Below are 14,606 nucleotides of genomic sequence, written 5' to 3' on the forward strand. Positions count from 1 at the left end.
GGCGAAAGGGCGCAGCAGGATCAGGCCGCGGGCGTGGGCGCGGCGGCCTCGGGTTCGGCGTCGTTCACGTCGACGGCGATGGTCAGGGCGCCGGTGGCGGCTTCTTCCTCGTCGGCCTCGGCATCGTCGGCCGTGGGCGCTGCCTCGGCGTCCAGGCGCTCGATGACGCTGCCGTTGACGGCCAGCGCGATTTCGTCGATGTCACCCAGGCGCAGCCGCACACGGGCGCCGCGCGGCAGGCCCTGGGCACCGATCACCGGCAGCACCAGCGGCAGCGTGTCGGCGCGGGCCAGCGCCTCGCCGCCGCCGGCGTCGCGCACCAGCGTGGCCTCCAGCTCGCGGATGCCGTGCTGCTGCAGGTACTTGAGCGTCCAGAAGCGCTCCATGCCGGACTGGTAGGCGTTGTAGGTGGTGTAGGCCGCGTCGAAGCCGGAGAGGATGGAGAACAGGCCCGCATCCTTGGGCTTGAAGGGCGCAGCCAGCGCCGCGGTCTTGCCGTGGCGCGCGGCCGCGATGATCTGCCACTGGTTGACCAGGTCGGTGTAGCGGCGCAGCGGCGAGGTGCTCCAGGCATAGCTCTTCACGCCCAGGCCGGCGTGCGGCAGGGCCTTGGTGCCCATGCGCACCTTGATGCCGGGCGCGAGGCTGGCCTGGCTGCGGTAGAGCGCGGGCACGCCCAGTTCGCCGAGCCAGCCACCCCAGCTGCTGTTGGCCAGGATCATGGCCTCGGAGACGATCAGGTCCAGCGGCGCGCCGCGGCGGCGGGTCGTGATCTGCACGGTCTCGCTGCCGTCGGGCTCGGGCCGGTCCTCATGGCCGACGAGGCGGAAGTTGTAGTCGGGGCGGTTGAAGCTCTCGGGCTTGCCGCGCACGACTTCGCGCTGCGCCTTCAGGGCCTTGGCCAGGCGGAACAGGAAGGCCAGCGGCGCATGCAGGCGCTGCGCCTCGTCGGGGCCGCCGGTGGCGGCGGGCGCCTCCAGCCAGGCCTCGTCGATCACGGCGTCTAGCTGGTCGTGGCGCAGGTTGGCGACCACCGGCACGCGCTCGATCTTCGTCTCGATGCCCTGCAGCGCCAGCGTGGCCTCGTCGAAGCGGGCATAGAGCGACACCGCCGGGCGCGGCGCGCCTTCGAGCAGGGTGTAGGTCTGCACCACCGCGTCGGGCAGCATGGTGATCTTGTGGCCCGGCATGTAGACGGTGGACATGCGCGTGCGCGCCACCTGGTCCAGCGCGTCGCCGGGCGCGAGCGCCAGGCCGGGCGCGGCGATGTGCACGCCCACGGTCACGGTGCCGCTGCCCAGGCCCTGCACGGACAGCGCATCGTCGATCTCGGTGGTCTGCGAGTCGTCGATGGAGAAGGCCTCGACGCCCTCGGCCAGCGGCAGGTCGTCGGCCACCGCGGGCGCGGTGAGCGAGGCCGGGAAGCCCGTGCCCTTGGGGAAGTTCTCGAAGAGGAAGCGCTTCCAGTGGAACTGATAGGACGAGTCGATGGCGCCGGCTGTGGTCAGCAGCTCCAGCGGCGGGCGCTGCGCGGTGCGGGCGGCCTCGACCACGGCCTTGTATTCGGGTGCGTTCTTGTCGGGCTTGAAGAGGATGCGGTAGAGCTGCTCGCGGATCGGCGCCGGGCAGCGGCCGGCCACCAGCTCGCCGGCCCATTCGGTGATCTGTGCCTGGACGGCCTTCTTCTTTTCGATGGCGGCCAGGGCCTGCTGCACGATCTCGGCCGGGGCCTTGCGGAAACGCCCCTTGCCGCTGCGGCGGAAGTAGTGCGGCGCCTCGAACAACGCGAAGAGGGCGGCGGCCTGCTGCGCCAGCGTGGGCTTGTCGCTGAAATAGTCGGCCGCGAGTTCGGCGAAGCCGAATTCCTCGTCGGACGCGAATTCCCAGGCCAGGTCCAGGTCCATCGTCGCGGCCAGCGCGCGCGCCTCGGCGATCAGCTCAGCGGGCGCCGGCTTGTCGAAACGCAGCACGATGTTCGCGCCCTTGACCTTGACGCGCTTGCCGCTTTCCAGCTCCACCTGCGCCGATGCTTCGGCCTCGGACAGCACGCGGCCGCCGAGGTACTTGCCGGCTTCTTCGAACAACACAAACATCCGGCGATTGTCACACGCGCTCTGCAGCGCGCCGGGCACGCAGGGGGCTCAGGCCGGCTGCAGGAAGGCGATCACGGCCTCCAGGTGCGCCGTCTCGAAATCGGACAGCGCATGGTCGCCACCTTCGACCACGCGCAGCAGGCTGCCGGGGTAGCGGGCCGTCATCTCGCGCCAGTCGAGCACCTCGTCGCCCTTGGCGATGACGGCCATCAGGCGTTGCGGGTCCGGCAGCGCGCCGGTCTGCAGGGCGCGCAGCTCGTCGATGTACTCGGGGCGGAAGAAGAAGTGCGCTTCGGGGTCGTGCCAGGCGGTCTGCTCGCCGATGTACTTCGCGAGATCGCGCGCGGGATCCACGGCCGGGTTGACCAGCACCGCGCGGCAGCCGGTGCGCGACGCCAGCCAGGTCGCATAAAAGCCCCCGAGCGACGAGCCGACCACCGCCATGCGCTCGGCGGGCCAGTCCGCCGTGCCCTGCGCGATCAGTTCCGCCGCGGCGCGTGGCGAAGGCGGCAACTGCGGGCACCACCAATGCACGCCCGGATGGCCCGCCGCCATCCGCGCCGCCATCGCCCGGGCCTTGGCCGATTGCGGCGATGAGCGAAAGCCATGCAGGTAGAGCAGGTGGGTGGTGGGCATTCGCCGCACTGTAGCGGTCGACGCGGATAATCGCGCGCCTCATGTCCGCCGTCTTCCAGCGCCCCTCGCTCCTGCGCCGCATCGCGCCCGTGTTCCAGGGCTTCGACATCCTGCTGGTGCTGGCGTTGCTGGTGCTGGCCTCCACCGGCATGGTGGCCATGTATTCGTCGGGCTACGACAGCGGCACCCGCTTCTCGGACCATGGGCGCAACATGCTGCTGGCGGCAGGCATCATGTTCGTGGTGGCCCAGGTGCCGCCGCAGCGGCTGATGAGTCTTGCGGTGCCCCTGTATGTGTTCGGCGTCACGCTCCTCGTGGCAGTGGCGCTGTTCGGCGTCACCAAGAAGGGCGCCACGCGCTGGCTCAATGTAGGCCTCGTGATCCAGCCCAGCGAGATCCTGAAGATCGCCATGCCCATGATGCTGGCCTGGTGGTTCCAGCGGCGCGAGGGGCAACTGCGGCCGCTGGATTTCGTCGTCTCCTTCGTGCTGCTCGCGGTGCCGGTCGGGCTGATCATGAAGCAGCCCGACCTGGGCACCTCGCTGCTGGTGCTGGCCGCCGGCCTGTCGGTGATCTTCTTCGCCGGATTGCCCTGGAAGCTGATCGTGCCGCCGGTGATCATCATCGCCATCGCGGTGACGCTGATCGTCTGGTATGAGCCGCAGCTATGCGCCGACGGCGTCGACTGGCGCGTCCTGCACGAGTACCAGCGCCAGCGGGTGTGCACGCTGCTCGATCCCTTCCGGGACCCGCTGGGCAAGGGCTTCCACATCATCCAGGGCATGATCGCCATCGGCTCCGGCGGGCTGGGCGGCAAGGGCTTCATGCAGGGAACGCAGACGCACCTGGAATTCATCCCCGAGCGCACCACCGACTTCATCTTCGCGGCCTATTCCGAGGAATTCGGCCTGGCCGGCAACCTGTTCCTGATCTGCGGCTTCACCTTCCTGATCTTCCGCGGCCTGGCCATCGCCTCGTCGGCGCCCACCCTGTTCTCGCGCTTGTTGGCAGGCGCCGTCACGATGATCTTCTTCACCTATGCCTTCGTGAACATGGGCATGGTCAGCGGCATCCTGCCGGTGGTGGGCGTGCCGCTGCCCTTCGTCAGCTATGGCGGCACGGCCATGGTCACGCTGGGGCTGGGGCTGGGCATCCTGATGTCGATCGCGCGCTCGCGGCGCCTGATGCAGACCTGATCACCCCGCGGTCGCGCAGCGCTGTCGTCTCCGGAGAGCGCCTGCAGCGTTGACGCGCCCGGACCCGCTTCGCCCCGCCGCCGCCCGTCGATGGCGGCCGCGCGCACTGCGTCGGCATTGCCCCTGATGCCCGGCCTGCCGATCCGCGAGGACGGGGGCAGCGCCCGGAGGCGCGAGCAATAATCTGCCGATGATCTCCCGCGAACCCACCCTCGAGCGCCTGGCCACGGCGCAGCAGCTTTTGCTCACGCCCTTCGGGCTCGACGAGACGCACCTGACGAAGGCGCTGGCCGAGATCCGCGCGCACAGGGTGGACGACGCGGACCTGTACTTCCAGTACACCCGCGCCGAAGGCTGGAGCCTGGAGGAAGGCATCGTCAAGACGGGCAGCTTCTCCATCGACCAGGGCGTGGGCGTGCGTGCGGTCAGCGGCGAAAAGACCGCCTTCGCCTATTCCGACGACATCTCCGAGGCCTCGCTGCTCGACGCGGCTCGTACCGTGCGCGCCATCGCCACGGCCGGCAAGTCGGGCCGGGTCAAGGCGCCCGCGCGCAAGGTGGCGCCCAGCCGCCAGCTCTACGGCGGCATCGACCCCATCGCCACGCTCGACAGCACCGCCAAAGTGGCGCTGCTCGAAAAAGTCGAGAAGCTGGCCCGCAGCCGCGACCCGCGCATCGCGCAGGTCATGGCCGGTCTGGCGAGCGAGTACGACGTGGTGCTGGTGGCCCGCGCCGATGGCACGCTGGCTGCCGATGTGCGGCCGCTGGTCCGGCTGTCGGTCACAGTCATCGCGGAGCACAACGGCCGCCGCGAGACCGGCTCCGGCGGCGGCGGTGGCCGCTTCGGCCTGGCCTACTTCGGCGACGAGCAGATCGCGGAATACGTCGACCATGCCGTCAACTCGGCCCTGACCAACCTCGAATCGCGCCCGGCCCCCGCCGGGGAGATGGTCGTGGTGCTCGGCCCTGGCTGGCCCGGCATCCTGCTGCACGAGGCCGTGGGCCATGGCCTGGAAGGCGACTTCAATCGCAAGGGCTCCAGCGCCTTCAGTGGCCGCATCGGCCAGCGCGTGGCGGCCAAGGGCGTGACGGTGCTGGACGACGGCACCATCGCCGACCGCCGCGGCTCGCTCAACGTGGACGACGAGGGCAATCCCAGCCAGCGCAACGTGCTGATCGAGGACGGCATCCTCAAGGGCTACATCCAGGATTCGCTCAACGCCCGCCTGATGGGCGTGGCGCCTACCGGCAACGGCCGGCGCGAAAGCTACGCGCACCTGCCCATGCCGCGCATGACCAACACCTACATGCTGGGCGGCGACCGCCATCCGGACGAGATCGTCGCCAGCATCGACAAGGGCCTGTACGCCACCAACTTCGGCGGGGGCCAGGTCGACATCACCAGCGGCAAGTTCGTGTTCTCGGCCAGCGAGGCCTGGTGGGTCGAGAAGGGCAAGCTGCTCTACCCCGTGAAGGGCGCCACCATCGTCGGCAATGGTCCGGACGCGCTGACGCGCGTGAGCATGATCGGCAACGACATGAAGTTGGACACCGGCGTGGGTACCTGCGGCAAGGAAGGTCAGAGCGTGCCCGTGGGCGTGGGCCAGCCCACGCTGCGCATCGACCGCCTCACCGTCGGCGGCACGGCCTGAACATAAATACAGCTTGGCAAGCCTTTTTCACGTGCTAGAGTCGCGCTCCATGTTCGCTCAACGCGCTTATTACTTTGCCTACTTTTGGTTCCCGGACTCCGGCGGACGAGAGGCGCGCGCGTAAACGCAACAACCCAACCCTCAAAAACCGCCGGTGCCAAAAGCCCGGCGGTTTTTTTTCGTCCCCCGTTTTCCGTCACACATCAACCCACAAGAAGGATCGCTCCCATGAACAGCAGCAACGCCACCGCCAATCCCTGGTATGCGCCCGTCGAGAAAACCAGCCAGACCGACGACGAACGCATCAAGGACATCAACGTGCTGCCCCCTCCGGAACACCTCATCCGCTTCTTCCCCATCCACGGCACCGCGGTGGAAAAGCTGATCACCGACACCCGCCGCAACATCCACAACATCATGGCCGGTCAGGACGACCGGCTGCTGGTGGTGATGGGGCCGTGTTCCATCCATGACCCGGCTGCGGCCCTGGACTACGCCCGCCGCCTGAAGGCCGAGCGCGAAAAGTACGCCGACTCGCTGGAGATCGTGATGCGCGTGTACTTCGAGAAGCCGCGCACCACCGTCGGCTGGAAGGGCCTGATCAACGACCCGTACCTGGACGAGAGCTACCGCATCGACGAGGGCCTGCGCATGGCGCGCCAGCTGCTCATCGACATCAACCGCCTGGGCCTGCCGGCGGGCAGCGAGTTCCTGGACGTGATCTCGCCCCAGTACATCGGCGACCTGATCGCCTGGGGCGCCATCGGCGCGCGCACCACCGAGAGCCAGGTGCACCGCGAGTTGGCCTCGGGCCTGTCGGCGCCCATCGGCTTCAAGAACGGTACCGACGGCAACATCCGCATCGCCACCGACGCCATTCAGGCGGCGGCGCGCGGCCACCACTTCCTGTCGGTGCACAAGAATGGCCAGGTGGCCATCGTGCAGACCAATGGCAACAAGGACTGCCACGTGATCCTGCGTGGCGGCAAGGCGCCCAACTACGACGCCGCCAGCGTCGAGACCGCCTGCCGCGACCTGGAGGCCGCCGGCCTCCCGCCCACGCTGATGGTGGACTGCAGCCATGCCAACAGCAGCAAGCAGCACCAGAAGCAGCTCGACGTGGCGCGCGACATCGCCGACCAGATCGCGGGCGGCAGCCGCAAGGTGTTCGGCGTGATGGTGGAGAGCCACATCCAGGCCGGCGCTCAGAAGTTCTCGCCCGGCAAGGATGTGCCGTCGGCGCTGGAATACGGCAAGAGCATCACCGACGCCTGCCTGGGATGGGACGATTCGCGCGGCCTGCTGGATGTGCTGTCGCAGGCCGTCAAGAAACGGCGCGGCTGAATCAGATGAAAGACGCCAGTGCGGGCCAGTGGTGCCGCACGGCGGCGGCCACCTCGCCCTGGGCGTCCATCAGCGTGAAGTCGGCGAAGTCGAAGCCCGGCGCGACGGCGCAGGCGGCCAGGGTGTAGTCGCCGGCGCTGTGCGTAGCCACCGGCTGCGCCGCCTGCCACTGGCCGGCGGGCACCACGTGCTGGGGGCGGCCGCCGTGGACGTCCACCGGGGCCAGGCGCACATGGGCCGGCGCCGTGCGGAAGGCGGCGTCGGCGGTCCACAGGGTGAGCGGCACGCCTTCCAGATGGACCCAGAGCTCGTCCGAGAGCACCTGGTGCCAGCGCGAATGCTGGCCGGCCTCCAGCAGGAAATAGATGCTGGTCAGTGCCGCCCGCGGTCCCCGGCGGTCGGCAGGCTGCACCGGGGTCGGTGCGCGGAACACCTCCCGGTACCAGCCGCCCTCGGGATGGGGCTGCAGCTGCAGCGTTTCGATCAGCTGCCGGGCGCGCGAGGAGGCTTGGGCCATGGTGGGTTCTCCGGCGTTCAGGCAACCTGCAACGCGGCGATCAACTTGCCATGGATGCCGCCGAAACCCCCATTGCTCATGCACACCAGATGGTCGCCGGGGCGCGCGGCAGCGATCACGGCATTGATCAGGCTGTCGACGTCGCCGAAGCAGGCGGCGCGTTCGCCCATCGGCGCGAGTGCGCCGGCCACGTCCCAGTCCAGCCCGGCCGTGTGGCAGAAGGCGAGGGCGGCATCGCGCAGGCTGTCCGGCAACTGGGCGGCCATGGTGCCGAGCTTCATGGTGTTGCTGCGCGGCTCGAAGATCGCGAGGATGCGCTCGCCTTCGCGGCCCTCGGCGTCCAGCCGCTTGCGCAGGCCGTGCAGCGTGGTCTGGATGGCGGTGGGATGGTGCGCGAAGTCGTCATAGACCCGGATGGGCTCGCCGCCCGGCCGGGTCACCTCGCCGCGCAATTCCATTCGGCGCCGCACATTGCGGAAGCGGCTGAGCGCCTCGGCGGCCGTTGCAGGCGCCACGCCCACATGCTCGGCGGCGGCCATCGCGGCCAGCGCATTGGCCTGGTTGTGCTGGCCGCTCAACGCCCACTCGATGCGGCCGACCACCTCGTCGCCGCGCAACACGACGAAGGCATGGGCCGGGCCGCGGGCGCGCCACCGTGCTTCAGGCGCTTCGCCGAAGTGGGCCACTTCGCTCCAGCAGCCCTGGGCGAGCACCCGCTCCAGACTCTGTTCGCCGGCATGCACCACCAGCCGACCCTTCGCAGGAACGGTGCGCACCAGGTGGTGGAACTGCCGCTCGATGGCCGCGAGGTTGTCGAAGATGTCGGCGTGGTCGAACTCCAGGTTGTTCAGCACCGCCGTGCGCGGCCGGTAGTGGACGAACTTGCTGCGCTTGTCGAAGAAGGCGGTGTCGTATTCGTCGGCTTCGATGACGAAGGGGGGCAAGCCGCCAGCCCGCGCCGCGGAAGCGACGGCCGCTTCTTCCACGTCCGTCGACGGGAGGGCTTCGGCGGTCCCGCGGCCCAGGCGCGCAGAGACGCCGAAGTCCAGCGGCACACCGCCCACCAGAAAACCCGGCTGTAAGCCTGCCTGGTCCAGCACCCAGGTCAGCATCGAGGTGGTCGTGGTCTTGCCGTGGGTGCCGGCCACGGCCAGCACATGACGGCCCTGCAGCACGTGCTCGGCCAGCCACTGCGGGCCGCTGGTGTAGCGCGCGCCGGCGTCCAGGATCGCTTCCATCAGCGGGAATTTGGGGCGGCCATCGGCCAGCCGCGTACGGGAGACGACGTTGCCGATCACGAACATGTCGGGCGTGAGCGCCAACTGGTCCGCGCCATAGCCTTCGATCAGTTCGATGCCGAGCTCGCGCAACTGGGTGCTCATCGGCGGGTAGACGCCCGCATCGCAGCCGGTGACGCGGTGGCCAGCTTCGCGGGCCAGGGCGGCCAGGCCACCCATGAAGGTGCCGCAGATGCCGAGGATGTGAATATGCATCGGCGGATTCTAGGAAGCGGCGCAGGGCCGTCTGCCCGGTGCGAAGAAGGCGGCGGCACAATGCGGCGATGGACTTCGCCAAGCGCGACATCGCCGCCGCCGCAGCCCGCCTCATTGTGGAGGAGGGGCTCGAATACGGCCCCGCCAAACGCCGCGCCCTTCGCGACCTCGGCCTGCCTCAGCGCACGGCGCTGCCCGGCAACGACGAGGTCGAGGAGGAGGTGCGCGACTACATCCGCATCTTCTGCGCCGACACCCAGCCGGCTGAATTGCAAGTGCTGCGACGTCTGGCACTGGAATGGATGGAGCACATGGCGGCCTTCCGTCCGCATCTCGGGGGCTCTGTCTGGCACGGCACCGCCACCCGCTTGAGCGACATCTACATCCAGTTGTTCTGCGATGACTCCAAGTCGGCGGAGATCGCCCTCATCGACCACCGCGTCGACTACGAGCCCCGCACCGTGACCGGCTTCCACGGCGAGAGTGTCGAGGCGTTGAGCGTCCATGCGCGCAGCCGCGAGCTGGGCACCGAAGTGGGGGTGCACCTGATGATCTACGACCTGGACGACCTGCGCGGTGCCTTGCGGCCCGACAGCCAGGGACGCACACCCCGCGGCGATCTGGCGTCGGTCCGGCGCCTGGTGGAGGAGGGGCAATGACGCCCAACCGTCGGCAGTGGCTCGCGTATGGCGGTGCCGCCGCGGTGGCCGCCGGCGCGGGCCTGGCACTGTGGCGGCATCGTCAACAGCCGCACGCCGGTGCGTCGGAAGCGGGGGAGGTCCCGGATGCGCTGTGGTCGCTGCGCCTTCCGCGGCCCGGCGGTGGCGAGCTGGCCCTGGCGGCGTTGCGCGGCAAGCCGACGCTGGTCAATTTCTGGGCGACCTGGTGTCCCCCCTGCGTCGAGGAGATGCCGCTGCTCGACCGTTTCCACCGCGAAAACATGGCCAACGGGTGGCAGGTGGTCGGCATCGCCGTCGATCGCGCGGAGCCGGTGGACAAGTTCCTGGCGCGGCTTCCGGTGGGTTTCCCGATCGGCATCGCAGGCGCGCAGGCCCTGTCGCTGGTCAAGGCCTTGGGCAATGACAGCGGCGGCCTGCCCTTCACACTGGTGCTCGATTCGGCTGGCGCTGTGCGTGACCGTAGAATGGGCAAGGTCGAGCCCGCTGACCTGCAGGCTTGGCAGCGCGCAGTGGTTCACGGCTAGAATCCGCGACCTTCTCGGCAGATGGCGTCAAAACGCCGACGTACGCCGACTTTCAAGCAAGTTCGATAGACGGCCCCCGCGGCCGGCGCTGGAGAATCATGGATCTGCGCAAACTCAAGACACTGATCGACCTGGTGTCTGAATCCAATATTTCCGAACTCGAGATCACCGAAGCCGAAGGCAAGGTGCGCATCGTCAAGGCGGGCGAAGCCGCCCCCGTTCAGTATGTCCAGGCCGCCATGCCCCAGGCGGCGGCACCCGGTGTCACGGCGTCGGCGCCCGCTGCGCAGCCGGCAGCTTCGGCTGCTGCACCTGCAGAAGCGGTCCCGTCTGGCCATGTGGTGAAGTCGCCGATGGTCGGCACCTTCTACCGCTCCTCCAGCCCGGGCGCTGCCGCGTTCGTCGAGGTGGGCGCCCAGGTGAAGGAAGGCGACACGCTCTGCATCATCGAGGCGATGAAGATCCTCAACGAGATCGAGGCCGACAAGTCCGGCACCGTCAAGCAGATCCTCGGCGAGAACGGCCAGGCCGTCGAATACGGCCAGCCGCTGTTCATCATCGAGTGAGACGCTGAATGTTCAAGAAGATCCTCGTTGCCAATCGGGGCGAGATCGCTTTGCGGATCCAGCGCGCCTGCAGCGAACTGGGCATCAAGGCGGTCATGGTGTATTCCGAGGCCGACCGCGAGGCCAAGTACGTCAAGCTGGCCGAAGAGGCTGTGTGCATCGGCCCAGCTCCGTCGTCGCAGAGCTACCTCAACATGCCGGCCATCATCTCGGCGGCCGAGGTGACGGACGCCGAGGCCATCCACCCCGGCTACGGCTTCCTGTCGGAGAACGCCAACTTTGCCGAACGGGTCGAGCAGAGCGGTTTCCAGTTCATCGGTCCCACGCCCGAATCGATCCGCATCATGGGCGACAAGGTGTCGGCCAAGCAGGCCATGATCAAGGCGGGCGTGCCCTGTGTGCCTGGGTCGGATGGCGAACTGTCGGACGATCCGACGGCCAACAAGCGCATCGCCCGTGCCATCGGCTACCCGGTGATCATCAAGGCCGCGGGCGGCGGCGGTGGCCGCGGGATGCGCGTGGTCCATACCGAGGCGGCACTGGTCAACGCGATCCAGATGACCAAGGCCGAGGCGGCCGCGGCCTTCAACAATCCGGCGGTGTACATGGAGAAGTTCCTCCAGAACCCCCGCCACATCGAGATCCAGATCCTCGCGGACAAGCACAAGAACGCCGTCTACCTGGGCGAGCGCGACTGCTCCATGCAGCGCCGCCACCAGAAGGTGATCGAGGAGTCGCCCGCGCCCGGCATCCCGCGCAAGCTGATCGAGAAGATCGGCGAGCGCTGCGCCGCCGCCTGCAAGAAGATCGGCTACCGCGGCGCCGGCACCTTCGAGTTCCTGTACGAGAACGGCGAGTTCTACTTCATCGAGATGAACACCCGCGTGCAGGTGGAGCATCCGGTGACCGAGCTGGTGACCGGCATCGACATCGTGAAGACGCAGATCATGGTCGCCGCTGGCGAGAAGCTGCCCTTCACCCAGCGCCAGATCCAGCTCAAAGGCCATGCCATCGAGTGCCGGATCAACGCCGAAGACCCGTACAAGTTCACGCCTTCGCCGGGCCGCATCACCATGTGGCATCCGCCGGGTGGCCCGGGTGTGCGCGTCGATTCGCACGTGTACACCAACTACTTCGTGCCGCCCAATTACGACTCGATGATCGGCAAGCTGATTGTCTACGGCGACACGCGCGAGCAGGCCATGGCCCGCATGCGCACGGCGCTGAACGAGACGGTGGTCGAGGGCATCCTGACCAACATCCCGCTGCACCGCGAGCTGATGGTGGACGCCAAGTTCATGGCCGGCGGCACCAACATCCACTATCTGGAAGAGTGGATGGCCGCCCACAAGCGCTAGTCGGCGCGCGACCCTGGGCGGGGCGACCCGCGCCGGCGATACGTTGTGAAGACTTGCGCCGCGGCCCGGCCTTCCGGTCCGCGGCGCGTTCGTTATGGGGCTGCGCGGCATGGGCGCGCGGCCCGTTGAGGAAAGGCGATTCATGTTCGAACTGCGGCTCTTGGCGCCCGAAGACCGGGTCGAGGTGGTGGGCGATGCGCTGGATGCGCTCGATGCGCTCTCCGTCTCGGTGGAGGACGCCGATGCCCACACCGAGGCCGAGCAGGCCCTGTTCGGCGAGCCGGGCATGCCGCCACCGCGTGAAGGCTGGCAGCACTCGCGCGTGGTGGCTCTCTTCGACACCCGCGCCAAGGCCGACGAGGCGGCAGCGCTGCTGCAGGCGCAGGACTTCTTCGAAGGCTGCAGCCTGGCGGGTATTGCCGACGTGCCCGAGCAGGACTGGGTGCGGCTGACCCAGTCGCAGTTCGCGCCGGTGGAGATCACCGAGAGCTTCTGGATCGTCCCGACCTGGCATGAGCCGCCCGCGCAGGCCGAGCAGGTGATCCGTCTCGATCCTGGCCTGGCCTTCGGCACCGGCACGCACCCCACCACCCGCATGTGCTTGCGCTGGATCGCCACCCAGCCTGCCAATGTGCTGGGCCAGCGCGTTCTCGACTACGGTTGTGGTTCGGGCATCCTGGCCATCGGCGCCGCGAAGTTCGGGGCCGCGGACATCGATGCCGTCGACATCGACGAAGCCGCCGTCGAATCGACGCGCCTCAATGCCGAGGCCAATGCCGTGCGGCTCTCGCCGGGGCTGCCCGAGCGGGCCCAGGGCGCCTACGACACCGTGCTCGCCAACATCCTGGCCACGCCTCTGAAGGTGCTCGCGCCGCTGCTCTGCGCCCATGTGCGATCGGGCGGCCATCTGGTGCTGGCCGGCATCCTGGCGCGACAGGCCGACGAACTGAAGGAGGCCTATGCGCCCTGGATCGCGCTCGAGGTCGCCGACACCGAAGACGGCTGGATCCTCATGACCGGCCGCCGCGCTGCATGAGTCTCGTCACCCGCTGCCCGTCCTGCGCCACGGCTTTCAAGGTGGTGCGTGACCAGCTGCGCCTGTCCGACGGATGGGTGCGCTGCGGCCGGTGCGGCGAGGTGTTCGACGCGCAGTCCGATCTTCGCGAGCAATTGCCCGACGGCGGGTGGGTGGTCCTGGCAGGTCCGTCGTCGCCAAAGGCGCTTCCCGGCACAGGCCCGGACATGGACGCGGCCGGCGAAAGCGCGCCAGCATCCTCGGATCATGAGGGGGCGAGCCCGCCCGCGCACGAGGACCCGATGGGTGGGGTGTCGTCGCCTGCCGCGCAGGGCGCATCGCCCACGGCACCGGCCTGGCCCTCGGTCGACTGGCTGGAACTGCCGCCTGGGAGCGCAGCGGCGCCGGCGCCGGCGCCGGTCGGCGAGCGCGTCGAGCCCGCGATGCCGCCACCGGACTGGCTCGATGTCGGGCATCCCGAGGCTGACGCACCGAGGACCGACCCCGAAGCGGCCGCGCCACTGAGTCGCTCCGCGGAAACGCCGGCACCGGCCCGGCCTGCGGCCGATCCGGCGCAGGTCGGCCGGGTGCTTCGCCGAGGACGTGCCTGGACGAATGCCGAGCCCACGGCATTGGCTGCTTTTCTGCGGCCAGGTCGCAGCGCGGCAGCTGCACGCCCTGGCGCGCTCGAACCCTCGCTGGACGCGACGGACCCGCTGGCGTCCGCGGGTCCGGCTCGGGTGGCCAAGGGCGATCTCGCCGCTTCGGCGCCTTCCCCGGGCGAGCCCGCGGAGGACACCGAGGCCGGCTCCGTCACGTCCCCCTCGCATCCCGCAGCGGAGTCCGACGCGCCACGGGCGGGACCGGCCGTGGCCGCCATCGAACCGTCCGACCCCGATGCATCTGCGCAAGAGAGCGAAGCGGCGAAGCCGCCGCTGGTGCCCCTGCGACCCAGCTTCATGGACACGCCCGATGCGCCTGAGCAGGGCGCTCCGAGTCGCCGTCGCTTCTGGTTGTGGTCGCTGGCCGGGGGGCTGCTGGTGCTTGCGCTGGGCGGGCAGGTGCTGCGGCACGAGCGCGACCAGTGGGCGCTCTCCCGGCCTGCGCTGTTGCCTCTGCTGACCGCCGTGTGCCGTGCCACGGACTGCACCATCGCGCCGCCGCGCCGCATCGACGACATCCGCGTGGACGGCTCCACGCTGATGCGCGACGGCGCCGAAGGCCGCTACCGGCTGGTCTTCACGCTGCGCAATGCGGCGCCCGTGGCCGTGGCCATGCCGGCGATCGAGCTGTCGCTGCTCGATGGTTCCGAACGTCCGGTACTGCGTCGCGTCGTTCAGCCTGCCGAGATGGCGCGTGCCGACACGTTGCCCGGCCGTACCGAAGAGGAAGTGATCCTCGCGCTCGAATTGCATGCGGCCGCTGGCCGGCCACTGCCCTCGGTGGCGGGCCACAGCGTGCTCGCCTTCTATCCCTGAGGCCGCCGGTCAACCGTGTCGACGGCTTCGCCTTGTCTCCCACCGCTTCTGCAGG

General features: G+C 69.1%; 13 protein-coding genes. 9 read left to right on the forward strand and 4 right to left on the reverse strand.

What is annotated here, in order from left to right; translation table 11 throughout:
• Positions 1-20 precede the first annotated feature (20 nt).
• Both BXA03_RS19625 and BXA03_RS19630 read right to left on the reverse strand, forming a co-directional pair.
• Positions 21-2,093: a ribonuclease catalytic domain-containing protein gene (locus tag BXA03_RS19625; protein WP_076510880.1), complete on the reverse strand. Its 2,073-nt coding sequence runs from the start codon at positions 2,091-2,093 to the stop codon at positions 21-23.
• A 48-nt stretch (positions 2,094-2,141) separates the two neighbouring features.
• A complete protein-coding gene (locus BXA03_RS19630) occupies positions 2,142-2,729 on the reverse strand; it encodes a YqiA/YcfP family alpha/beta fold hydrolase (RefSeq protein ID WP_076510881.1) in 588 nt (195 codons plus the stop codon).
• A gap of 41 nt (positions 2,730-2,770) precedes the next feature.
• Between BXA03_RS19630 and rodA the strand changes: the two genes are divergently transcribed.
• From rodA to BXA03_RS19645, 3 genes are all read left to right on the forward strand, one after another.
• Positions 2,771-3,925 (forward strand): rod shape-determining protein RodA, encoded by a 1,155-nt coding sequence (gene rodA, locus BXA03_RS19635; protein WP_076510882.1) that lies wholly within the window; start codon positions 2,771-2,773, stop codon positions 3,923-3,925.
• Positions 3,926-4,115: 190 nt separating this feature from the next.
• Positions 4,116-5,576, forward strand: a complete 1,461-nt coding sequence (gene tldD / locus BXA03_RS19640; protein ID WP_076510883.1) for a metalloprotease TldD — start codon at positions 4,116-4,118, stop codon at positions 5,574-5,576.
• A gap of 228 nt (positions 5,577-5,804) precedes the next feature.
• Positions 5,805-6,920: a 3-deoxy-7-phosphoheptulonate synthase gene (locus BXA03_RS19645; protein ID WP_076510884.1), complete on the forward strand. Its 1,116-nt coding sequence runs from the start codon at positions 5,805-5,807 to the stop codon at positions 6,918-6,920.
• A gap of 1 nt (position 6,921) precedes the next feature.
• On the opposite strand, the gene BXA03_RS19650 is transcribed toward BXA03_RS19645, so the two are convergent.
• Together BXA03_RS19650 and mpl are read right to left on the reverse strand one after the other, a co-directional pair.
• Positions 6,922-7,437: a cupin domain-containing protein gene (locus BXA03_RS19650; RefSeq protein ID WP_076510885.1), complete on the reverse strand. Its 516-nt coding sequence runs from the start codon at positions 7,435-7,437 to the stop codon at positions 6,922-6,924.
• Positions 7,438-7,454: 17 nt separating this feature from the next.
• The gene (gene mpl / locus BXA03_RS19655) at positions 7,455-8,930 is read right to left on the reverse strand and encodes a UDP-N-acetylmuramate:L-alanyl-gamma-D-glutamyl-meso-diaminopimelate ligase (protein ID WP_076510886.1); all 1,476 of its coding nucleotides are present in this window, start codon (positions 8,928-8,930) and stop codon (positions 7,455-7,457) included.
• 68 nt (positions 8,931-8,998) lie between these two features.
• On the opposite strand from mpl, the gene BXA03_RS19660 reads away from it, so the two are divergent.
• The 6 genes from BXA03_RS19660 (at position 8,999) to BXA03_RS19685 (ending at position 14,551) form a co-directional block, all read left to right on the forward strand.
• Positions 8,999-9,589 carry a hypothetical protein gene (locus BXA03_RS19660; protein ID WP_076510887.1) on the forward strand — a complete coding sequence of 197 codons (591 nt, stop codon included), beginning with the start codon at positions 8,999-9,001 and terminating at the stop codon, positions 9,587-9,589.
• Positions 9,586-10,134 (forward strand): TlpA family protein disulfide reductase, encoded by a 549-nt coding sequence (locus BXA03_RS19665; RefSeq protein WP_076510888.1) that lies wholly within the window; start codon positions 9,586-9,588, stop codon positions 10,132-10,134. Before BXA03_RS19660 ends, BXA03_RS19665 begins: the two co-directional genes overlap by 4 nt.
• 98 nt (positions 10,135-10,232) lie before the next feature.
• The gene (accB, locus tag BXA03_RS19670; protein WP_076510889.1) at positions 10,233-10,700 is read left to right on the forward strand and encodes an acetyl-CoA carboxylase biotin carboxyl carrier protein; all 468 of its coding nucleotides are present in this window, start codon (positions 10,233-10,235) and stop codon (positions 10,698-10,700) included.
• Positions 10,701-10,708: 8 nt separating this feature from the next.
• Positions 10,709-12,058, forward strand: coding sequence for an acetyl-CoA carboxylase biotin carboxylase subunit (accC, locus tag BXA03_RS19675; protein ID WP_076510890.1), 1,350 nt, complete (start codon positions 10,709-10,711; stop codon positions 12,056-12,058).
• Positions 12,059-12,200: 142 nt separating this feature from the next.
• Positions 12,201-13,094, forward strand: coding sequence for a 50S ribosomal protein L11 methyltransferase (gene prmA, locus BXA03_RS19680; protein WP_076510891.1), 894 nt, complete (start codon positions 12,201-12,203; stop codon positions 13,092-13,094).
• Complete coding sequence (locus BXA03_RS19685; protein ID WP_076510892.1) at positions 13,091-14,551, forward strand: DUF3426 domain-containing protein; 1,461 nt, start codon at positions 13,091-13,093, stop codon at positions 14,549-14,551. The genes prmA and BXA03_RS19685 overlap by 4 nt, the downstream gene beginning before the upstream one ends.
• The last annotated feature ends 55 nt before the right edge of the window (positions 14,552-14,606 follow it).

Source organism: Pseudacidovorax sp. RU35E, from assembly GCF_900156165.1.
Taxonomy (GTDB): Bacteria; Pseudomonadota; Gammaproteobacteria; order Burkholderiales; family Burkholderiaceae_C; genus Xenophilus.

Coding starts and splice junctions, on each gene's coding strand:
- BXA03_RS19625 (WP_076510880.1), bottom strand. CDS start 2,093: ATGTTTGTGTTGTTCGAAGAAGCCGGCAAGTACCTCGGCGGCCGCGTG.
- BXA03_RS19630 (WP_076510881.1), bottom strand. CDS start 2,729: ATGCCCACCACCCACCTGCTCTACCTGCATGGCTTTCGCTCATCGCCG.
- rodA (WP_076510882.1), top strand. CDS start 2,771: ATGTCCGCCGTCTTCCAGCGCCCCTCGCTCCTGCGCCGCATCGCGCCC.
- tldD (WP_076510883.1), top strand. CDS start 4,116: ATGATCTCCCGCGAACCCACCCTCGAGCGCCTGGCCACGGCGCAGCAG.
- BXA03_RS19645 (WP_076510884.1), top strand. CDS start 5,805: ATGAACAGCAGCAACGCCACCGCCAATCCCTGGTATGCGCCCGTCGAG.
- BXA03_RS19650 (WP_076510885.1), bottom strand. CDS start 7,437: ATGGCCCAAGCCTCCTCGCGCGCCCGGCAGCTGATCGAAACGCTGCAG.
- mpl (WP_076510886.1), bottom strand. CDS start 8,930: ATGCATATTCACATCCTCGGCATCTGCGGCACCTTCATGGGTGGCCTG.
- BXA03_RS19660 (WP_076510887.1), top strand. CDS start 8,999: ATGGACTTCGCCAAGCGCGACATCGCCGCCGCCGCAGCCCGCCTCATT.
- BXA03_RS19665 (WP_076510888.1), top strand. CDS start 9,586: ATGACGCCCAACCGTCGGCAGTGGCTCGCGTATGGCGGTGCCGCCGCG.
- accB (WP_076510889.1), top strand. CDS start 10,233: ATGGATCTGCGCAAACTCAAGACACTGATCGACCTGGTGTCTGAATCC.
- accC (WP_076510890.1), top strand. CDS start 10,709: ATGTTCAAGAAGATCCTCGTTGCCAATCGGGGCGAGATCGCTTTGCGG.
- prmA (WP_076510891.1), top strand. CDS start 12,201: ATGTTCGAACTGCGGCTCTTGGCGCCCGAAGACCGGGTCGAGGTGGTG.
- BXA03_RS19685 (WP_076510892.1), top strand. CDS start 13,091: ATGAGTCTCGTCACCCGCTGCCCGTCCTGCGCCACGGCTTTCAAGGTG.